This is a genomic window from Stomatobaculum longum (genome assembly GCA_000242235.1).
Classification (GTDB): domain Bacteria; phylum Bacillota; class Clostridia; order Lachnospirales; family Lachnospiraceae; genus Moryella; species Moryella longum.
In genome coordinates this window covers 47741-68515 of record JH590862.1, presented here as the reverse complement: position 1 = coordinate 68515, position 20775 = coordinate 47741, and the positions used below count along the sequence as shown (strand labels likewise).

Here is a 20775-nt window from a genome sequence, read left to right as displayed (position 1 = left end):
AAGATTCCGTGAAAGTTTGTTTGGAACGCCTGAGGAACGGTCTCATCACCGAGAACCCGGTCTTCATCATGGCGCTGGGACTTTGCCCCACCTTTGCAGTTACGACCTCGGCGGTCAATGCAATCGGTATGGGACTTTCGTCTCTGGTAGTTTTGATGTTTTCGAACTTAATTATTTCCGCGCTCTCGGGCGTGATTCCGGGACGGGTGCGTCTCCCCGCGGAGATTGTCGTCGTCGCGTCTCTCGTGACGATAGTGCAGCTTCTCATTCAGGGCTTCGCGCCCTCGATTTACACGGCACTCGGCATTTACATTCCGCTGATCGTCGTGAACTGCATCATCCTGGGTCGCGCGGAGGCGTATGCGCTCGGCGCAAAGCCGATTCCGGCGCTCTTTGACGGTCTCGGCATGGGCCTCGGCTTTACGCTGGCTCTCCTGCTGCTCGGCTCCTTCCGTGAGATCATCGGCGCAGGCTCGATTTTCGGCATCAAGCTGATTCCGGATGCGTACCACATTTCGATTTTCGTCCTGCCCCCGGGCGCTTTCTTCGTGATGGCGTTCCTTGTCGCGGGTATGCAGTACTACCAGGACGACAAGCGCGGCAAGAAGAGCAGGCCGATTTCGCTCGAAGAAGCAAAGACCAAGGTTGTGAAGCCGGTCGCAAAGCCGGCGGCAGCGGCAGCTGCGGCGCAGGCAACAGTTGCAACCACAGCGGTTGAGGCAAAGAACCCGGCAACGGAGAAGAAAGAGGAGGCGAAGTGATGTCAAAAGTAGCATTGCTCCTGGTCAGCGGTGCATTGGTCAACAATGTCGTGCTCTCCAGATTCCTCGGACTCTGCTCCTTCGTCGGTGTCTCGAAGAAAAAGGACACGGCGGCAGGCATGGGCGGCGCGGTTATCTTCACGATTTTCCTCGCGACCATTCTTTCCTCGCTGGTCTACATGCTCGTGTTGCGCCCGCTCAAGATTGACTATCTGCAGACGATTGTCTTCATCCTTCTGATTGCGTCTCTCGTGCAGTTTATCGAGATGTTCATGAAGAAGAGCATGCCTTCTCTGCACGCGTCCCTCGGTATTTACCTTCCGCTGATCACGACGAACTGCGCCGTGCTCGGCGTGGCACTCGACAACGTGCAGAAGGAGTATAACTTTGTGGAAGGCCTCGCCTGGGGCGTCGGCACCGCAGTCGGTTACGCAATCTCGATTGTCATCCTCGCAGGTATCCGCGAGAGATGCGAGGGCAACGATATTCCGAAGTACTTCCGCGGTCTGCCGATCGTCCTGATCAGCGCAGGTCTCATGGCAATCGCATTCACCGGTTTCTCGGGCATGATCAGCTGAGCGGAGGGAGAGAAATGAATTTTACCATTGTCATTGTCTCGTTTGCGATTGTCGGTATCGTCGGCCTGATTTGCGGCATGGGTCTCGGCGTTGCAAGTGAGAAGTTCAAAGTAGAAGTAGATGAGAAAGAGCTCGCGGTCCGCGAGGCACTGCCCGGCAACAACTGCGGTGCCTGCGGCTTCCCGGGCTGCGACGGCTGTGCGCACGCGATTGCGAGCGGCTCTGCGCCGGTCACCCAGTGTCCGGTCGGCGGCAAGCCGGTCGCGCAGAAAATCGCGGACATCATGGGTGTCCAGGCTGGCGAGGCTGTCAAGAAGGTCGCAATGGTTCGCTGTTCCGGTACCTGCGACAAGGCAATCAAGCGCGCCAAGAACGTGGGTCCGACCGACTGTAACCAGATGTCGGTCATGCCGGGCGGCGGTGATCTCGGCTGTGACTTCGGCTGCCTCGGCGGCGGCTCCTGCGTGAAGGTCTGTGAGTTCGACGCCATCCATGTGGTCGACGGCATTGCCGTGGTCGACAAGGACAAGTGCGTGGCCTGCGGTCTCTGCGTCAAGGCTTGCCCGCGTCACATCATCGAGATGACGACCTACAAGGCAAAGTACCACGTGAGATGTATGTCGCAGGAGAAGGGCAAGGCAGTCAAGGATGTCTGCCAGGCGGGCTGCATCGGCTGCACGCTCTGCGTGAAGGAGTGTAAGTTCGACGCCATTCACATGAACGGAAATGTGGCCCAGATTGACTACGACAAGTGCGTGAACTGTGGTGCCTGCGCGAGAAAGTGCCCGGTCGGCGTCATCAACTAAAGCGCTGCGGCAACAAGAAAAGCCGGTATCGCATACATATCAAAGAAGCGCCCTGTCCCGAGCGGACAGGGCGCTTCTTTTTCGGAGCGGGGAGAAGTCTGCGCGCCGGAATCAGCCGGAGCGATTAGAGGAAAGGCGGTAATCACCAGACAAATGTTGTGCGTATTCCACAGAAAAAAGTGCTAAACTATCAGTATAATAAGCAGAGGGCATTGAAAATTCAGACGGAATCGTCAAAATACTTGGAGGTGGGATATGAAACAAACAGTCAAGATTCCGGCCAACGCGAGTATCTGGATTCTGCATTTGTTTATCGCTGCGGATTGTGGTTTCATGGGTGTTTTTCAGCAGTGGAGAAGGCACCGGTATAATGCTTGGCCGTATTTGCGTTACAGCTTTTTGCGCTTTCTGATTCTCGGCATGTTGCTCACATTACATGTGAAATATGCGAGATTGAATCGGAAGCTCTGGTATGCGTTTTTGCTTGCGGACGGCATCCTGCTCGTTTGTTTTTGGAAGGGATACCTCCTGTATCCCTGGGAGATATTGCTGACGGTGATGGGCGTGCTATTGGCACAGCTGTGGGGCACGCACAGGCAGCTCGGGCAGGGGCGTGAAACGATTGACATTTGATACTGAGAAGAATGAGAAACGGGAAGCGCTTTGCCCTACGTGGGGGAAAGCGCTTCCCGTTCTTGTCACAGTGGGAAAGAAATTTACCGCTCCGAAATCTGCACGACCAGGCGGTGCGGCAGGCAGGCGATGATCTCGCCGGGGCGGGAGATGCGTCCGGTGTGCACGCAGACTTTATCGGGGCAGTTGGCCTCGCTGATCCAGGCCTCGCCGTCATGAATCACGAGGGTATTTGTGCCGCCGTCCGAGGTTTGAAATACATCCTCGCGGTTTTTGGAGAGCGGATAGTCGCCGACCACCGTGCCGTTTTGCGAGACCAGGACGCGCATGCCGTGTTTACCGCTGCCGAGCCACTGCCAAAGAAGTAAGAGTAACGCTGCAAGGCAGAGAGCAGCGATGAGAATCAGTTCCCGTTTTCGTTTCTGTGTCATGCTTTCTCCTCCCCGGGAAGCCCGAAACGGCTGAGCGACGAATTCTGATAGCGCGGGTCGCCGGTCACCTCTCTGCCGAACCAGGCGGGCGGCGTGAACGCGCGCGCACTCGCCTCATCCGGAAATTCGACCTCGACGAGCAAAAGTCCCGCGAGCTCTCCCTGAAAGCGGTCAAATTCGGCGGTGTAAGCAGTGCCCGGAAGCGGAATCAAGTAGCGGGTTTTCCGGATGCGGAGGCCGTCGCATTTTTCGAGAAGGTGGGCAAAACTCTCCGCCGTGAGCGGCAGATTATATTCCTCCCGTTTCAGGAGGCCGCTGCCCTTATAGGTGAGCACATACGCCTCGCCCTCGCGGCGCACGCGCACCGTCGGCGAAGTTGAGAGATAGCCCTGCAAAAATTCTTTGTGCGGATAGTGCTCGAGGCCGTCCGGCAAAGCGGGCGGCAAAAACTTCCGCTCGATTTCAATGTGTTCCATGGAGTTTAATCCTTTCCTGCCGTCTTCCGGCACAGCGTGACGGGGACACCGGTTCTTTTTCTTTCAGCTTACAGGGTTTCCGCCTGTTTTTCCAGAGAGAGTTACGCTTCGGTAGTTCGGTTCCGTGCGCCTTGCGCTTTCTTTGCGGCGGGGATTTGCCCGCACCGCAGGGGACAAAGCAGCCATAGCGCGAATGAGCAGACTTTCCGCTCGACCGAAGCGTGAAGGGCGCAGCTTCCTATCGCGGGAGCGGTGAGGGCGTTTATACCGGAGGCACGAGGTGCCCTCCGCAATATCCTGAGTCGGTGTTTGCTCTTCCGCCTTTTTCGGAGACGCAGGGCCGACAGCGCAGAGCGTTCGGCCGCTCTGTGCTTTGTTTGATAGAAGATAGGAAAAGAAAAGAGAAGATAGCGGAGAGGACAGATGTTTGCCGTACACCGAGGACAGAGATTCTCTTTCGTGGGAGAACAAAAAACAATAAGACCGGCGCTGTCTGTATGGACGCGTTGCCGCGGTGTCTTGTAATTTTGTATGCTTACGGGTACAATATCAATAGAACGATAGTTCGGACAGATGGATCCGTTTTGAGAAAGGAAAGAGTCATGGCAGAGCAGATTGTAAGAGAAGATGTGGAAAAGCTGATTCAGGCGCCGAGCGCCTGCGCGGAAGTCGTTGCGGCGGGAAAGCGCTATTTAGAGGCAGTCGGAACGGCAGACGAAGCGGCGGCGCGCGAAGCACTGGTCGGAGAGCTCAAGGAGGATGTCTGCAGCATTGACGATCTGATTGCTTTTGCGTCCTCGCCGGACGGCGAGGCAGTTTTCGGCAAGGAAGCGGCGGCGGCAACCAAAACGGCAGCGGAAGCGGCAAAGGCAAACGGAGAGCCGAACTGCCTCTGTGACGCCTGCCAGGCGGGGGCGCGCATTCTCCGGGAAGCCGGAGAGGCGTGAAGCGGGATGGCAAACATACGGGAAGAGTTTTCGCTGTTACAGCGCGAGTGTTTTGCCTGCGGCAGCGCGGGGGCGGCCTATCTGCTCCTGCAGCCGGCAGATGAGCACGATTTAGAGGGCATGGAAGAAGAGGCAAAGTTTCTCGCCGCATTTGAAGAAAAGGAAAAGCTCGCCGATCGCGGCCTGCTGGTCGCGGTCCGGGTCAATGACTGGATGCGTGAGCTTGCCCCCTGGGAAGCGCCCCAGCCCTCGGGCAACAGTCTCTTCGGAGACGGTGCGCCCGCTTTCCTCGAGAAGCTGCTTTCACTGATTCCGGCGCTTCGCGCGCGCTACGATTTGCCGGAGGACTGCCCCGTGCTGCTCGGCGGCTATTCGCTCGCCGGTTTCTTCTCGCTCTGGGCGTCCTACCGGACGGATGCGTTCGCCGCGGTCGCTGCGGCCTCACCCTCGCTCTGGTTTCAGGGGTTCATGAAGTACCAGAGGGGCAGAACCCCGCGCGTCAAGGTACTCTCCTTAAGTCTCGGCGACAGGGAGGAAAAGGCCCGGAACGAAATGATGGCGAGCTGCGGCAACTTAATGCGGCAGTACCATGAACAACTGTCGGAGCGCATGCAGCCGGGCACCCTGGTGCTCGAGTGGAATCCGGGCGGTCATTTCGACGACAACGCGAAGCGCACGGCGCGCGCCTTTTATCTCGCGGAGAAGATGCTCTCCCGCAACGCCGGAAAAGCATTGTGACAAGCGTGCCTCTGTGCTATACTGTTCTACTGAATATGTCTCTTTTGCAAGTAATATGCTAATTCAGAGAACAGATTATCCAGGAGGACGTCCAGATGGGATTTCAGGTAGAGCAGAAAGAAAACAACATGGCGGTGATTACGGTGACTGTGCCGCAGGCAGAGTTTCAGAAAGCAGTCACTGCAGCATACAACCGCGAGAAGGGCAAGTATCAGGTGCAGGGTTTCCGGAAGGGTCATGTGCCGCAGGCAGTCATTGAGAAGTTCTATGGCCAGGGCGTGTTCTTTGAGAGCGCTGTGAACAGCTGCATCAACGATACCTATCCGGAGGCAGCTAAGGAGAGCGGCCTCACGATTGTGTCCCGCCCGGAGATCAATGTGACAGAGATCGGCACGGACAAGGATCTCGTCTATACGGCGACGGTTGCGACGAAGCCGGAAGTCAAGCTCGGCCAGTATAAGGGCGTTGAGGTGCAGAAGGCGGATGCGACGGTGACCGACGAGGACCTCAACGAGGCACTGCAGAAGGAGCTTGAGAAGAACGCCCGCCTTGTGACGGTCGATGACCGTGCGGCGGAGATGGGCGACAATGTCAAGATTGATTTTGACGGCAGCATTGACGGCGTGCACTTTGACGGCGGCAAGGGTGAGAACTATCCGCTGGTTCTCGGCAGCGGCAGCTTCATCGACGGCTTTGAGGAGCAGATTGTGGGCCACAAGACCGGCGACAGCTTCGATGTCAATGTGACCTTCCCGACCGAGTATCACGCGAAGGAACTCGCGGGCAAGGAAGCGGTCTTTGCCTGCAAGCTGCTCGAGATTCAGAGAAAGGATCTCCCGGAGCTGAACGATGAGTTCGCGAGCGAGATTTCGCAGTTCGAGACGCTCGACGAGTACAAGGCGGATCTGAAGAAGCAGCTCGAAGAGGCAAAGGCAAAGAGCGCGGCGGCACAGAACGAGAACAATGTCGTCGAGAAGGTCGTCGAGAACGCAGAGCTCGCGCTTCCGGCACCGATGGTCGAGATGCAGTGCGAGCAGATGCTCGATGACTATGCGCGCCGCATGCAGTCCCAGGGTCTGCCGCTCGAGCAGTACCTGCAGTACACCGGCATGACGGTCGAGAAGCTGAAAGAGCAGTTCCGCCCGCAGGCCGAGAGAAACTTAAAGACCAGACTGGTGCTCGAGGAGGTCGTCAAGGCCGAGAATATCGCGGTCAGCGAGGAGGCAATCGACGCCGAGATCGCGAAGATGGCCGAGGCTTACAAGATTGCACCGGAGAAGATGAAGGAGTATGTCAGCGCGGAGCAGAGAGAAGAGCTGGCGATGGATTTAAAGATCCAGGAGGCAGTCGACTTCCTCGTCGCGGAGGCAAAGCTCCAGTGAAAGTCAGGAGAAATCAGATGAGTTTAGTGCCATATGTGGTGGAGGAGTCCAGCCGGGGCGAGCGGAGCTACGATATCTTTTCCCGCCTCTTAAAGGACAGAATCATCTTCCTCGATGAGGAGGTCAATGATGTGAGCGCGGGCCTCGTGGTCGCGCAGCTCCTGTTCCTCGAGTCCGAGGATCCGGACAAGGACATCAACCTCTACATCAACAGCCCGGGCGGCAGCGTGACGGCGGGCATGGCCATTTACGACACCATGCAGTATGTGAAGTGCGATGTCTCGACGATCTGCATCGGTATGGCGGCGAGCATGGGCGCGTTCCTGCTCTCCGGCGGCACCAAGGGCAAGCGCTATGCGCTCCCGAACGCGGAGATTATGATTCACCAGCCCTCCGGCGGTGCTCAGGGGCAGGAGACGGAGATCCGCATTGTCGCCGAGCAGATTTTGAAGACACGCAATAAGTTGAACGAGATTCTCGCGGCGAATACCGGGAAGGATCTCGAGGTGATTGCGCGCGACACCGAGCGTGACAACTACATGACGGCGGCGGAGGCCAAGGAGTACGGCCTCATCGACGAAGTCATTGCGCATCACTGAGTAAAAGGAGAAGAAAAGAAACATGCCCAATAAGAACGGGGAACATGTGCGTTGCTCTTTCTGTGGCAAGACGGAAGACCATGTGAGAAAACTCCTGTCGGGACCGAACGGCGTCTACATTTGCGATGAGTGCGTGGCGCTCTGCAACGAGATCCTGCAGGAGGAATTTCCGGAGGACGACGCGGCGGCGAGCGGCTTAAAAGGCATCAACCTCCTGCGCCCGAAGGAAATCAAGACCTTTCTCGATGAGTATGTCATCGGCCAGGAGACGGCCAAGAAGGTACTCTCGGTCGCGGTCTACAACCACTACAAGCGTATCATGTCCAATACGGACTCCGACGTCGAGATTCAGAAGAGTAATATCTTAATGCTCGGTCCGACGGGTTCGGGCAAGACCTATCTCGCGCAGACGCTGGCCAAGATTCTGAACGTGCCGTTTGCGATTGCGGATGCGACGACGCTCACGGAGGCGGGCTATGTCGGCGAGGACGTCGAGAATATCCTGCTGAAGCTGATTCAGGCGGCGGGAGATGATGTGAAACGTGCCGAATACGGCATTGTTTACATCGATGAAATTGACAAAATCACCAAAAAGAGCGAAAATGTATCTATCACCCGGGATGTCTCGGGCGAAGGTGTGCAGCAGGCGCTCTTAAAGATTCTGGAGGGCACGATTGCCTCGGTGCCGCCACAGGGCGGACGGAAGCACCCCCACCAGGAGCTCATTCAGATCGATACAACCAATATTCTCTTCATTTGCGGCGGCGCATTCGACGGTCTCGAGAAGATTGTCGACTCTCGTCTCGGCAGCGGCGGTCTGGGCTTCAACTCCCAGGTGGTCGCGAAGAATGCGCGGGAGGTGGATGAACTCTTCCACCAGGTCATGCCGCAGGATCTTGTGAAGTACGGTCTGATTCCGGAGTTCATCGGTCGCGTGCCGATTACGGTCGCGCTGGATTTGCTCGATGAGAATGCACTGGTGCAGATTCTGACTGCGCCGAAGAATGCTCTGATCAAGCAGTACCGGAAGCTCTTTGAGCTCGACAATGTGAAACTCGAGTTCACGGAGGGGGCGGTGCGCGAAATCGCTCACCTCGCGCTGGAGCGAAAGACCGGCGCCAGAGGTCTTCGCGCGATTGTCGAAGATGTGATGATGGATTTGATGTACGAAGTGCCCTCCGATGAGTCCGTCGGCATTTGCACGGTCACGGAGGAGATGGTACGGCATGAGGCCGGACCGCAGATTGTGCACCGCGAGTCGAGCATTCAGCGGGATCGCGAGAAACCCTCGCGGCCGGGCGAGATTGCCTGACGGCGCGCATATCCAAAGAAAAGAGTACAGAAACAGAATAGTGTGTGAACACGAGACTTGTGACAGGAAGGCGGGCATATGCCCGCCTTTTGAGTCATTTGCGGCACGAAGATAGGAGGAGGTCATGAGGACAAGGAGAAGATATCCTGTGGTTGCGATGCGCGCGCAGGTTGTCCTGCCGGGCGGCGTGGCTCGTTTTGACCTGAGCCGCAGCCGGACCGTCGCAGCTGTCGAGGAAGCCATGGTGCGGGACGGCCTGATTTTTCTGGTGGCACAAAAAAATCCGGAGGCGTTGGATCCGGGGGTGAGCGGCACATACCGCTACGGCACGCTGTGCCAGATTCGCTCGCTCACGCGGACCTCGCGGGATACGCGGCGCGCAATGCTGTTCGGTATACGGCGTTGCAGCGTGGAACAGCTGGTTCTGGAGGGCGATATCTACGAGGCGGAATTATATAACGCGCCGCTTCGGGAAATCGAGAAGGACAGCAAGGAGAAAGAAGCCATGCTCCGCGCGCTGAAGGGTTATCTGCAGCTCTACGCGCGGGAGGACAAGGCCTTTGCGGAGAAGTACCTTCCGCGGCTCATCTCGCAGACCGGACTCATGCAGCTTCTCAGGGACAGCTCTTCGCAGCTCCCCTGGGCCTGGGGCACGGGGCAGCGCCTGCTCGAGTGCAATACGGGCGATGAGTTTTACGAGGTTCTGACCGGTGAACTCTCGCGCGAAATTGATGTCGTGCGGATGCGCCATGAGTATGAGCAGAAGCTTCGCGTGCGTCTCGACCGGAGCCAGCGCGAATTCATGTTGCGGGAGCAGCTTCGCATCATCGAAGAGGAACTCGGGGAGGATGCAGGCACCGCGGACGATGTAAAAGCCTATGCGGAAAAGATTGACGCGCTGCCCGCCGGGGACGAGGTGAAGCAGGCGCTTCGCCGGGAGACTTTGCGGCTCCGGCATCTGCCGCAGGGAACACAGGAATTTGCCTTGCAGCAGAATTACCTCGACACGGTGCTGGCGCTGCCGTTTGACCGCGTCACGGAGGATACGGCGAATCTCGCCGCGGCAAAGCGCGTGCTCGAACGGGATCATTACGGTCTTGAAACTGTCAAAGAGAAGATACTGAACTGCCTCGCCGTGCGGAAATTGAACCCGACGGCTTCGCAGGATGTACTCTGCCTTGTGGGACCGCCCGGAACGGGCAAAACGTCGATTGCCGAGAGCATCGCGCGCGCACTTGGACGGCGTTATGTGCGCATCAGCCTCGGCGGCATTCAGGACGAAGCCGAACTCCGCGGCCACCGCAGAACTTATGTCGGTGCGATGCCGGGGCGGATTGCGGAGGCTCTCCGGCGCGCGGGCAGCAAGAACCCGTTGATTCTGCTGGATGAGATCGACAAACTTTCGAAAGACTACCGGGGCCAGGCGGCCGCTGCGGCACTTCTTGAGGTGCTCGACAGCTCGCAGAACCGGAGCTACCGCGATCACTATGTGGAACTGCCGATGGACCTCTCACAGGTCTTTTTCCTCGCGACGGCGAATACAACCGAGGGCATACCGGCGCCGCTCATGGATCGCATGAATCTGATTTACCTCAGCAGCTACACGGAGGCCGAGAAATTTCACATTGCGCGGCGCTATCTCCTGCCGCGGGCGCGCCGGAACGCGGGTCTCACGGCAGAGCAGTTTTCACTGACGGACGGCGCTGTCAGGACGCTGATTCGCTGCTACACGCGGGAGGCGGGGGTGCGCGGCGTTGAGCGGGAGCTCCGCGCGCTCACGGAAAAGTGCGTGAGGCAGCTTCTCTTAAAGAAGCGGGAGCGCTTCGCGATTACGGCGGGAAATCTCGAGGACTACCTCGGTAAGGCGCGCTTTCCGGCAAAACGGAGTCACCGGCGGGACGAAGTCGGCGTGGCCCACGGGCTCGCGTACACCGCGGCGGGCGGCGTGGCACTCTCGGTTGAGGTCGAGGTCAATGTCGGCAGAGGGCTCTTTCGGCCGACCGGGCAGATGGGCGCCGTGATGCGGGAGTCTGCGGAATTGGCGCTCGTGGTCGCAAGGCAGCTTGCGGTAGAGCGCGGCACGCCGAGCGGCTACTTCCGCGAGCACGACTTTCACCTGCACATTCCGGCCGGGGCAATTCCGAAGGACGGGCCGAGTGCCGGCGCCGCGATGGCGCTTGCGCTGCTCTCGGCCTTCCGGCACGAGACGGTGCGCGCCGATCTCGCGGTGACAGGCGAAATCACGCTGCGCGGCCATATTCTGCCGGTCGGCGGTCTGAAAGAGAAGTTACTTGCGGCGAGACGGGAGCGCTTCACGGCGCTCGCACTGCCGTACGAAAATCGCGCGGAGATTACAGCGCTGCCGAAGGAAGTTACGGCAGGATTAAAGTTGTACTATATCAGAGAGTTTCGGGAACTTGCAGCGCTTGCGCTGACAGGACGGGGAGAAGAGACAGATGGAGAAGAAAGCGACAACAGTACGCCCCTCAGTGGCAGGTGCCTTTGGGAAAAAGCGGCCGAGCGTGAAGAAGGAGAGGGTGAAGAAGAAAGGAATTGAAGTTCCGCCGGCGGTGTACCGCCCCTTAATCGGCGAAGACGGCAACAGTCAGATTAAGGATGCGGTGTTGCAGTTTGTGCTCGGTGTGACGAGCGCGCTGCCGGAGAGCGTTCTCCCGGAATTTGCGTTTGCCGGGAAGTCGAATGTGGGAAAGTCAAGCCTTTTAAATGCGCTTGTGAACCGCAAGGCGCTCGCGCGCACTTCGGCCCAGCCCGGCAAGACCCAGACCATCAACTTTTACCGCGTGAACGGCGCAGTCTACTTTGTCGATTTGCCGGGCTACGGCTATGCGAGCGCGAGCGAGGCGGTCAAGGCGAGCTGGGGCAAGATGATAGAGCGCTATTTACATGAGGACAAGCAGCTCCGTGCGGTCTTCCTGCTCCTCGACCTCCGCCACGCGCCTTCGGAGAACGATGTCCTGATGTACAACTGGATCATAGATCAGGGCCTGCCGGCCGTGCTGGTCGGCACCAAGGCGGACAAGTTAAAGCGGAGCCAGCTCGAAAAGCAGAAGAAGCTGCTTCGCGAGACTTTGGGCGCACCGAAAGAGACGCCGCTGATTCTCTTTTCCTCGGTCACGAAACAGGGGAGAGAGGAACTGCTGCGTCTCGTTGCGGAGATGGCAAAGCAGGCGTCAGTCCGCCTGCAGTAATTCTTTGAGCAGCAGGCGGTACACTTCCCCGGAACAGAGGGAAAAGCGGCGGCACATCTCGATGGCCTGCGCCTCCTCCGGCGCGGTGAGCTCGACCGAAAAGAGGGAGTTCTTGCCCTCGGTCACCTCGCAGTGCACGCGGTAGCCCGTCTGCCCGGCGGGGTAGTAGTCGGCGTGTACGCTGAGTTCGTTCCGGATTTGGAAGCGATTTTCCCGGAGAAAGCGGTCGATGTCGGCGAGAATTTCGGGCGAGAGGCGCTTGCCGAAGAAGGAGAGCGTCTGCACACCCTCTTCGGTGACCGAATAGCGGCTCGCGTTCCGGGTGCGGTGCAGCTGAATCAGGCCGGATTCACCGAGTTCCGAGAGTGCCTGCTTCAGGGTAAAATAGCCGGTGTATTCGCGCGACAGAAAGAATTCCGAGATCATATTTTCGCTCAGCGCGACATTCACCCGCTTTAACAGATAGAGTATCATGAGCTTATATAGTGTCATGGGTTCGGACAGCATGTGTACCTCCAATCCCGGCAAGTATAGCAAGCTTTGCAAGCAAGGGGAAGTGTGCTAAAATATCTTGCGATAAATGGAGGCACAGAGGAAGGCGATGAGAGAAAGAATCAACCGACTTGCGCGGGGCGTACTGAACTCAGAAGTGCCTGTGCTTTCCGTGCGTCCGGAGAACTTACGTCTCTCTGTGCGGCGCGGGGAGATGCTCAGCGCAGAGTTTCATGCGGACAGCGACAATGGGATACAGCTGAAGGGACTTGCGTACTCGGATGATATTCGCGTTCGGGTGCTGACAGACAGTTTCGGCGGCGTCAAAAACCGGATACGACTCACGGTGGACGCGCGTTACTTGGAAGTGGGAGATGAACTCACCGGTCGGTTGCTTCTGGTGACGGACGGCGGTGAGAAGACAGTACCGTATTGTTTCACTGTGACGGACCAGCAGGGCTCGGAACTCTTGGAGCGCCTGAAAACCACAGAGGATTTTGCAAAAGTTGCGAAGACAGACCGGGAGGCGGCGCTTCGCATTTTTGCGTACCGGGAATTTTGGCGCGCGCCCTTCCTGCGAGATCCGGAGCGGAGCGCGCTCTATCGCGCCTTCGCAAAGAGCCGCGATGCGGCATGCGGCATGGACGCTTTCCTGGAGGCACTCGGCGCGAGACAGGGCGACAGCTTCCGCGCGACTGCGAAAGTCACGACGCTACCGAGAGCGGCGCGGAGCGGCCATGTCTTTTTGGAGAGCCGGGATACGCTGCTCTTGCCGGTGACGGTCGAAGCGCAGGCGGCCTTTCTCTTGACACCGCAGCGCCGGATTGCGCCGGAGAAGCTGTGCGGTGCGCCGTACAGCTATCGCTTTGACATAGACCGGTCAGCGCTGCATGAGGGCAAGAATTTCGGCGCGCTTCTGTTCCGGAGCGGGGAGACCGAACAAGTAGTGCCGATTTCTCTGAAAGCGGGCGCTGCGGAACGCCGCGGGTTTGCGCCGCAGAACCAGGCGACGGAATTGCGCGAGGGGCGTCACATGTTGCACTACCGCCACGCCCACGCGCTGTTTTTGCTGACCGGAAGAAGGGAGCAGCTCGGCGAGGCGGAGGCAGCGCTCCGGGAAGCGGAGCACGAGAAGGAAATCGACGCACAGCGATCGGCGCTCTATACAGCGGAGCTACTCGCCGCACGCGGCAATACGGCGCGCGCGCAGCAGTATCTCGATGCGCTCGACGGAACATTCTCCGGCATCCGTGTCGCGGGAACGGAGCGTCTGAAAATGTACCTTGCGGACAGCTTAAAGAGTCTCCTCTCCGGCGATGAGCACCGGAAGAATCGGACTGCCGAGCGCGTTGAGCGCGAGATTGTGCGGGAAGGCAAGGCAGAATTGCTGCCGGTGCTTCTACTCCTCGTGCCCGAATACCCGACGGCGCGCGCCGCAAAGTGGGAAAAGCTCTTAAAGCACTGTTACCGGCAGGGCAGCCGGAGTGTGTATCTCTATGCGCTCCTCGCGCGCGCGTTTCGGGAGCGGCGGGAGGCGCTCACGGACCTCACGCCGGTTTCGCTCGCGGCTCTTCGCTTTCTCCTCCGGGAACAGGCAATGACAAAGACAGTCGCGCGGCGGGTTGTAGCCCTTGCAACCGAGACGACGGCGCAGCAGCCCGGCGAGACACTCCGTGTGTTGCGCGCGGTCTATGAAAAACTGCCGCAGCGGGAGTTACTCGAAGTCTTTGTGCGCAGTGCGCTGCGGCGCAGGGCGACGGACCGCACAGCCTATGGCTGGTACTGCGAGGCAGTGCGCCAGGATCTTCGGATTCCGGGACTCTATGAGGCGTTGCTTGCGAGTATGCCAGAGGATGCGGCGGAACCCTTGCCGCACGAGCTGCTCTTATACTTTTTATTTGACAATACGCTCGGCGAGGAGAGCCTGGTAAAGCTCTACCGCAAAGTCTGTGAGCGCCGACTCGAAGAGCCGGAAATCTGGCGGGAATATCGCCGCGAGATTGAGGACTTCGGACTTCGGAAGCTGCTCGCCGGTGAGGTGAGCCGGAGCCTCGCGCCGATTTATGAGGCGTTGCTCTGGAACGGCATGATAGATGAAAAACTCGCCGCCGTGCTGCCGCGCATCCTGCAGACACAGTATGTCGCAGCGCCGCGGGCGGAGGATCGCCGCCTCGTCGCGGTCTATCCGGAACTCGAAGAAGAGGAAACGGCGGACTTTCTGGCGGGTGAGGCCTATTTGCCAATTTATTCGCCGCAGGCGCTGCTCCTCACCGAGGACAGCGCGGGCAATCGCCGCGCGCCGAAAGGGCTGGAGCGGAAAGTGCTCTTTGATTTGCCGCAGTATCTCGCGCAGTGCGAGGCACTTCAGCCGGAACAGCCCGCCGTGTTGCTGCGGAAGCTCGACGAACTCCTGCAGCGCGCGAGCGAGGCAAACGAAAACCTGGACGACGAGGGCGTGCGCACGCTGCGCTTCGGCCTCGAACATATGCCGCTCGCCGAGAGCTGCAAGGGCCGGATACGCGCGGCGCTGCTCGCGAATAAGTCGCGCTGCGAGGGCTATCTGCAGCGCAGTGACAAGGCGGATTTTACCGAGAAAGAGCGGGCCGAGATTTTTTCGCTGCTGGTGCAGCGGGAAAAATGGCAGGAGGCCTATGAGCTTCTGCAGGAATATCTGCCGCGGGAACTCGAGCCGGATGCCCTGGCAAGACTGGTCTCTTACCTCGTGCAGGCGGACAAGGCGCCGTCGGATGAGTTGTTCCGCAAACTGGCACTCGCGGTATTCCGCGCCGGAAAAGCTGACCGGGCGATCCTCGGATATCTCGCGGCGCACTATAACGGCGGCATCGGCGAGATGCGCTCTCTCCTGCACGCCGTGACAGAGCAGGGCGCAGAGCCCGCGGATTTGCCGACGCGCGTGCTCGCGGGCCAGCTTTTCCTCGGCGACCGCAGCGAGATCCGCTGGGTCTTTGCCTGCTGCGAACAGCGGGGCGCCGTGGAGCGGGAACTCGCGGAAGCGTATTTCACGGTTTGCGCGGGCGAATATCTGCTCTCGGACATCCCGCTCACGTCCGATCAGGCGCGAGCCATGGAGGACTACGCGGAACAGATGACCAAAGTACCGCGTCTTTATGCCTGTGCGCTGCTACACTATTATGTGTCGCTCGATGCGCTCGGCGCGCGGGAAAAAACGCTGGCCGAACGCTTTTTACAGATGCTCGCCGAGCAGGATATTTTCCTGCCGGAGAGCAAACAGCTCGCCGGAAAGGTACGGTTGCCGGATGCGCTGCTCGAGAGATCCCTCTTTTCGTTCCGGGGAGAGGAAGGCAAACGCTACATTGTGGAGAGCCGCGTGTTGCCCGGTGAGACGGCTTTTCGCCGCGCGGACTGCACGGAGCTCTTCGGCAGAATTTACCTCAGGAGCAGTGTGCTCTTTTCGGGCGAGACCGAGGAGTACCGCGTTCTCGACGCCGAGAGCGGCGAGGTTGTGCGGCGCACGGTGCTCCGCGAGAGCACGGAGCGCATTTCGCGCGGCAGCGCCTATGCCCGGCTGAACCGCTTCGGCGAGTTGCTCGGCGGCGCGGAAGAGGAACTTAAGGCAGAGCTCTCTGCCTATGCCGCTGCGCGCGAGGCGAGAAGCGAGCTCTTCTCCTTCGGTGCGGACAGTATGGCGTCTCTGATGACGCAGAGAGGAGCCGAGGTCGATGCAGTATCTGGGAATTGATCTATCGAACACGGATGCGAACCTCCTGTTTGTTTCCGACGGGCGGGAACAAAAGCTCTTGCTTCGCACGGAGCTCTGCCGCGACAAGCGGGAAGACCGCTGGTATATCGATGCGGAGGCCTATGAAAAGGCGCTCGCGGGACGGGGCAGCATGGTACAGGGGCTGCTCGCCGAGAGCGAGCGGGACGGGCTTCTGGTGGCGGAGGATACCGAATACCGCGCTGTGGAACTGCTGGCGCGGTTTTTAAAGCTCGCGCGGAAGCAGGTGCTCGGAGATGAAAAAGCGGAAGAACTCCGCACGGTCATTGTGTTGCCGGATTACCGGCTCGCGTTTGTGCGGGAGCTCGCGGCGCTGTTGCCGCAGTTCGGCTTTCCGGCGGAGAGAACGCGCCTCGTAAGTCGAGAGGAGAGCTTTCTCGCCTTTATCTCGGCGGAACCGGCCCTGCTCGCCGCGGGCGAGGTGGGACTCTTTGACCTCGCGGAGAAGTCGCTCTGTTTTTATATGGCGCGTGAAAAGAAAGAAAAGGGAAGAAGCTGTCTCTATGCGGAACAGCGAAAGCTTCGCGATGCCTTTACGCTTCGCATGCTCTCGACGCCGCAGGGAGAGCGCATGGCCGACCAGGTGCTGACGGTCAGTGCTGAGCGGCTTCTCCGGAATCGCCATTTCGCAAGTGTGATTCTGACCGGCGAGGGCTTTAACCGCATGAGCTGGTCGGAGGGCTTTCAGCGCGCCATCTGCAAGGGACAGCGGAAGCTGTACCAGGAGAAGGAGCTGTTTGCGCGCGGCGCGGTCGAGGCCTGCCGTCTTTCGGAGAACAGCGGCATAGCGCCGCGTCTGATCTGTGCGGGCCGGGCGGCCGCGCAGATTTCGCTTCCGGTGAAACAGTACGGCGAAGAGCGAGAGCTGGTGCTCATCGAGGCGGGTGAATCACTGCTCACGGCGGGCGGCAGCTTTCGGCTGCTCCCCGAAGACAGAAAAGAACTGTTGCTCACAGTCAGCGCCGGCCCGCGCGGCGCGGCGCAGACCCTCAGCGTGCCGCTCGGCTTTTTGCCGGCGCGGGAGGAGAAGAGCTGTTATGTCGATTGCGCATTCCGTTTCGGGGATGAGCGCACCGTTTCGCTGAAGCTTCGCGACGCCGGGTTCGGAGAGATTTATCCGCCGAGCGGCGAAGTGCTTGCGCAGGAGGTGGAACTGTGGGAGTAATACTGGTTGGCAAGAACAATCCGAGAGAGCGGCTTTATCTCGAGAATCTGGGCATTCACGCGGAGACCGCGGAAGAACTCTCCTATCTGATTCTCAAGTATCCGCCGCTGTTTCTCGAGGGCTTTGTCGGAGAGGCGTTTTTTGCCTTTGTGGAGCGGGGCGCGCTGCAGCCCGCGCTCGCGCGGGAACTCCGGAGCTACCGAGGGGAGAATGCGCGGAGCGAAGAGATACTCGCGCGCTTTCTCGCGCGGAGCGGTTATGCGAGCCCGAGACAGCAGAGCATGTTTTTGCAGGACGCGAAGGAATATCTCGCGCTTCCCCGGGAGAGAGCCGAGTTAAAGCGGGGCGACCTCTTTTTCTCGCTCCGGAAATACGGGAAAGCGGTCGGCGCCTATGAGAGAGCGCTCGCGGACGACAAGCTGGACCGCGCCACGAAGAGTCGCCTTCTGGACCGCGAGGGTGCGGCGCTCGCGAATCTCTTTCTCTCGGAGCGCGCGTTCGACTGTTTTCAGGAGGCCTATGCGCTCGGGCGGGACAGAAATACCATCAAGCGCATGTATTTCCTCGCGGAGACCGAGACGGACGAGACACTGAAGGCGCGTTTCCGGCGGGAACTGCCGGAGATGCGGGACAGCGAGAAAGCGCGTTGGGAGGAACAGCTGCGCGAAGTGACATCGCGCGGCGCAACGGGCAGAGAGGCAAAAGAAGTCGCAGACATTTTTGCCGAACAGAATGAGACAAAGCGCCGTGCGCGCGAAGAAAAAATCATTGCGCAGTGGCGGGAAGAATACCGGAGCATGGTCTGAAGACCGGCCCGGATGAGACAAACGCAGAGAGGACTGAATATGAAAATACTGCCGAAGACTTATACGCCCTCGGAGATTGAGGATAAGCTGTATCAGAGATGGATGGATCGCGGCTATTTCCACGCCGAGGTGGATGAAAAGAAGAAGGCGTTCTGCATTGTCATGCCGCCGCCGAATATCACGGGACAGCTGCACATGGGCCATGCGCTCGACAATACGATGCAGGACATCCTGATTCGCTTCCGGAGAATGCAGGGCTATTCCGCCCTCTGGCAGCCGGGCACGGATCACGCGGCAATCGCGACCGAAGTCAAGGTCATCGAAAAGCTCAAAAAAGAGGGCAGAGACAAGGAGGAGCTTGGCAGAGAGAAGTTCCTCGAGGAGTGCTGGGCGTGGAAGGATGAATACGGCAACCGCATCATCAACCAGTTAAAGAAACTCGGCTCCTCCGCGGACTGGGACAGAGAGCGCTTTACGATGGACGAGGGCTGCTCGGAGGCCGTGAAGGAGGTCTTCCTGCGCCTCTATGAGAAGGGCTACATCTACCGCGGCAGCCGCATCATCAACTGGTGCCCGGTCTGTCAGACCACGATTTCCGACGCGGAAGTCGAGCACGTCGACAAGGACGGCTTCTTCTGGCACATCAAGTATCCGATTGTCGGCGAAGACGGCGCCTTTGTCGAAATTGCGACCACGAGACCGGAGACCCTGCTCGGCGATACCGCCGTCGCGGTGAACCCGGACGATGCGCGCTACACGGCGCTGGTCGGCAAGATGTTAAAGCTTCCGCTTACGGACCGCGAGATTCCGGTCATCGCGGACAGCTATGTGGATCCCGAATTCGGAACCGGCTGCGTGAAGATCACGCCGGCGCACGACCCGAACGACTTTGAGGTCGGCAAGCGCCACAACCTGTCGGAAATCACGATTTTAAACGACGATGCGACGATTCGCTGCCCGGGTTCGCCCTATGACGGGATGGACCGCTACGAGGCGCGGAAAGCGATGGTCAAGGACCTCGAGGCAGCGGGGCTCCTCGTGAAGGTCGTGCCGCACAGCCACGCGGTCGGCGTGCATGACCGCTGCAAGACTGTCATTGAGCCGATGATCAAGCCTCAGTGGTTTGTGAAGATGGAGGAGATGGCAAAGCCGGCGATTGCGGCGCTGAAGAGCGGTGAGCTCAAGTTTGTGCCGGAGAGCTACGGCAAGACTTACTTAAACTGGCTCGAGGGCATTCACGACTGGTGCATTTCCCGCCAGCTCTGGTGGGGGCACCGGATTCCGGCTTATTACTGCGACAAGTGCGGCGAAGTGATCGTGGCGCGCGAGATGCCGCATACCTGCCCGCACTGCGGCGGCCACAGCTTCCGGCAGGAAGAGGATACGCTCGACACCTGGTTCAGTTCGGCACTCTGGCCGTTCTCGACCCTCGGCTGGCCGAAGGATACGCCGGAGTATCGCTACTTCTACCCGACCGATGTGCTCGTGACCGGCTATGACATCATCTTCTTCTGGGTCATCCGCATGGTCTTCTCCGGCATCGAACAGACCGGCAAGCTGCCGTTCCACACGGTGTTGATTCACGGTCTGGTGCGCGACGCGGAGGGCAGAAAGATGTCCAAGTCGCTCGGCAACGGCATCGATCCGCTCGAAGTCATTGACCGCTACGGCGCGGATGCACTGCGCCTCACCCTGATGACGGGCAATGCGCCGGGCAACGACATGCGCTTCTACTGGGAGAGAGTGGAAGCCGCGCGAAACTTTGCGAATAAGATCTGGAACGCGGCGCGCTTTATCGAGATGAATCTCGGCGAGACCATGCCGGCGGAGCCCGCGGCATCGGCGCTTCTTCCGCAGGATCGCTGGGTGCTGCATCAGCTGAACCGTCTCACCAAAGAAGTTACCGAGAACCTCGAGAAGTTCGAGCTCGGCATTGCCCTCCAGAAGGTCTATGACTTTATCTGGGAGGAGTTCTGCGACTGGTACATCGAGATGGTGAAGCCGCGCCTCTGGAACAAGGAGGATCCGACCCGCGAGGCGGCGCTCTGGACGCTCCGCGAGGTCTTAAGCCGCGCGCTGAAGCTGTTGCATCCGTTTATGCCTTTCATCACCGAGGAAGTGTTCCTGAGCTTAAACGAAGAGGACAGCATTATGGTTTCGCCCTGGCCGGTCGAAGAAACGCGTTTCGTGTTCCCGGAGGATGCAGCCGAAGTGGAGCGTGTCAAAGACGCGGTCCGTGAAATCCGCCGCATCCGCACGTCGATGAATGTCGCGCCGGGACAGCAGGCGGAGGTCTTTGTGGTCTCCGAGGACGAGGCTGTGCTCGACAGCTTCCGCCGCGCGGAGGATTTCTTCCGCGTGCTCGGCCGCGCTTCGGAGGTGAAGCTGCAGAAGGACAAGACCGGCATTCGGGAGGATGCGGTCTCGGCCGTCATCCCGGGCGCTATGATTTACATTCCGTTTGCGGATCTCGTCGATGTCGAGAAGGAGAAGGAGCGCCTCGCCAGGGAAGAGGCGCGGCTTGAGAGCGAGATTGCCCGTGCGGACGGTATGCTCCGGAACGAAAAGTTCCTCGCGAAGGCACCGGCCGACAAGGTCGCTGCCGAGCAGAAGAAGCGGAAAAAGTACGAGGAAATGCTGGAAAAGGTGCGCGAGCAGAGAAAGATGCTCGGCGCATAAC

Annotated in this window: 18 protein-coding genes; 15 read left to right on the top strand and 3 right to left on the bottom strand. The window is 59.3% G+C overall.

What is annotated here, in order from left to right; genetic code table 11:
* The first annotated feature begins 8 nt into the window (after positions 1–8).
* From rsxE to HMPREF9623_RS03205, 4 genes are all read left to right on the top strand, one after another.
* A complete protein-coding gene (gene rsxE, locus HMPREF9623_RS03220; RefSeq protein WP_009532457.1) occupies positions 9–761 on the top strand; it encodes an electron transport complex subunit RsxE in 753 nt (250 codons plus the stop codon).
* The gene (locus tag HMPREF9623_RS03215; RefSeq protein WP_009532456.1) at positions 761–1339 is read left to right on the top strand and encodes an electron transport complex protein RnfA; all 579 of its coding nucleotides are present in this window, start codon (positions 761–763) and stop codon (positions 1337–1339) included. The genes rsxE and HMPREF9623_RS03215 overlap by 1 nt, the downstream gene beginning before the upstream one ends.
* 14 nt (positions 1340–1353) lie before the next feature.
* On the top strand, positions 1354–2145 hold the full coding sequence (locus HMPREF9623_RS03210; RefSeq protein WP_009532455.1) for an RnfABCDGE type electron transport complex subunit B: 792 nt from the start codon (positions 1354–1356) through the stop codon (positions 2143–2145).
* Between the two features lie 255 nt (positions 2146–2400).
* Positions 2401–2778, top strand: coding sequence for a hypothetical protein (locus tag HMPREF9623_RS03205; protein ID WP_009532454.1), 378 nt, complete (start codon positions 2401–2403; stop codon positions 2776–2778).
* An 83-nt stretch (positions 2779–2861) separates the two neighbouring features.
* Here HMPREF9623_RS03205 and HMPREF9623_RS03200 read toward each other — a convergent pair whose 3' ends face one another.
* On the bottom strand, positions 2862–3209 hold the full coding sequence (locus HMPREF9623_RS03200; protein WP_009532453.1) for a NusG domain II-containing protein: 348 nt from the start codon (positions 3207–3209) through the stop codon (positions 2862–2864).
* A complete protein-coding gene (locus HMPREF9623_RS03195; protein WP_009532452.1) occupies positions 3206–3685 on the bottom strand; it encodes a CYTH domain-containing protein in 480 nt (159 codons plus the stop codon). Before HMPREF9623_RS03195 ends, HMPREF9623_RS03200 begins: the two co-directional genes overlap by 4 nt.
* Before the next feature lie 602 nt (positions 3686–4287).
* Here HMPREF9623_RS03195 and HMPREF9623_RS03190 point away from each other — a divergent pair.
* The 7 genes from HMPREF9623_RS03190 (at position 4288) to yihA (ending at position 11872) form a co-directional block, all read left to right on the top strand.
* The gene (locus tag HMPREF9623_RS03190) at positions 4288–4632 is read left to right on the top strand and encodes a hypothetical protein (protein ID WP_009532451.1); all 345 of its coding nucleotides are present in this window, start codon (positions 4288–4290) and stop codon (positions 4630–4632) included.
* A 6-nt stretch (positions 4633–4638) separates the two neighbouring features.
* On the top strand, positions 4639–5370 hold the full coding sequence (locus HMPREF9623_RS03185; RefSeq protein WP_009532450.1) for a hypothetical protein: 732 nt from the start codon (positions 4639–4641) through the stop codon (positions 5368–5370).
* Positions 5371–5465: 95 nt separating this feature from the next.
* Positions 5466–6752, top strand: coding sequence for a trigger factor (gene tig, locus HMPREF9623_RS03180; RefSeq protein ID WP_009532449.1), 1287 nt, complete (start codon positions 5466–5468; stop codon positions 6750–6752).
* 17 nt (positions 6753–6769) lie between these two features.
* Complete coding sequence (clpP, locus tag HMPREF9623_RS03175) at positions 6770–7351, top strand: ATP-dependent Clp endopeptidase proteolytic subunit ClpP (protein ID WP_009532448.1); 582 nt, start codon at positions 6770–6772, stop codon at positions 7349–7351.
* Between the two features lie 22 nt (positions 7352–7373).
* Positions 7374–8663, top strand: a complete 1290-nt coding sequence (gene clpX / locus HMPREF9623_RS03170) for an ATP-dependent Clp protease ATP-binding subunit ClpX (RefSeq protein WP_009532447.1) — start codon at positions 7374–7376, stop codon at positions 8661–8663.
* Positions 8664–8787: 124 nt separating this feature from the next.
* Positions 8788–11220 carry an endopeptidase La gene (lon, locus tag HMPREF9623_RS03165; RefSeq protein WP_009532446.1) on the top strand — a complete coding sequence of 811 codons (2433 nt, stop codon included), beginning with the start codon at positions 8788–8790 and terminating at the stop codon, positions 11218–11220.
* Positions 11221–11248: 28 nt separating this feature from the next.
* Positions 11249–11872 carry a ribosome biogenesis GTP-binding protein YihA/YsxC gene (gene yihA, locus HMPREF9623_RS03160; protein WP_408640644.1) on the top strand — a complete coding sequence of 208 codons (624 nt, stop codon included), beginning with the start codon at positions 11249–11251 and terminating at the stop codon, positions 11870–11872.
* Here yihA and HMPREF9623_RS03155 read toward each other — a convergent pair.
* Positions 11855–12379, bottom strand: a complete 525-nt coding sequence (locus HMPREF9623_RS03155; protein ID WP_009532444.1) for a DUF4364 family protein — start codon at positions 12377–12379, stop codon at positions 11855–11857. The genes yihA and HMPREF9623_RS03155 overlap by 18 nt on opposite strands.
* A gap of 94 nt (positions 12380–12473) precedes the next feature.
* Here HMPREF9623_RS03155 and HMPREF9623_RS03150 point away from each other — a divergent pair, with 94 nt between their 5' ends.
* The 4 genes from HMPREF9623_RS03150 to HMPREF9623_RS03135 are packed head-to-tail and all read left to right on the top strand — an operon-like array spanning position 12474 to position 20774.
* A complete protein-coding gene (locus HMPREF9623_RS03150; RefSeq protein ID WP_009532443.1) occupies positions 12474–16085 on the top strand; it encodes a DUF5717 family protein in 3612 nt (1203 codons plus the stop codon).
* Positions 16066–17289, top strand: a complete 1224-nt coding sequence (locus tag HMPREF9623_RS03145) for a DUF5716 family protein (protein ID WP_009532442.1) — start codon at positions 16066–16068, stop codon at positions 17287–17289. The genes HMPREF9623_RS03150 and HMPREF9623_RS03145 overlap by 20 nt, the downstream gene beginning before the upstream one ends.
* Positions 17280–18095 carry a hypothetical protein gene (locus HMPREF9623_RS03140; protein WP_009532441.1) on the top strand — a complete coding sequence of 272 codons (816 nt, stop codon included), beginning with the start codon at positions 17280–17282 and terminating at the stop codon, positions 18093–18095. The genes HMPREF9623_RS03145 and HMPREF9623_RS03140 overlap by 10 nt, the downstream gene beginning before the upstream one ends.
* 39 nt (positions 18096–18134) lie before the next feature.
* Positions 18135–20774 carry a valine--tRNA ligase gene (locus HMPREF9623_RS03135; protein WP_009532440.1) on the top strand — a complete coding sequence of 880 codons (2640 nt, stop codon included), beginning with the start codon at positions 18135–18137 and terminating at the stop codon, positions 20772–20774.
* Position 20775 lies beyond the last annotated feature (1 nt).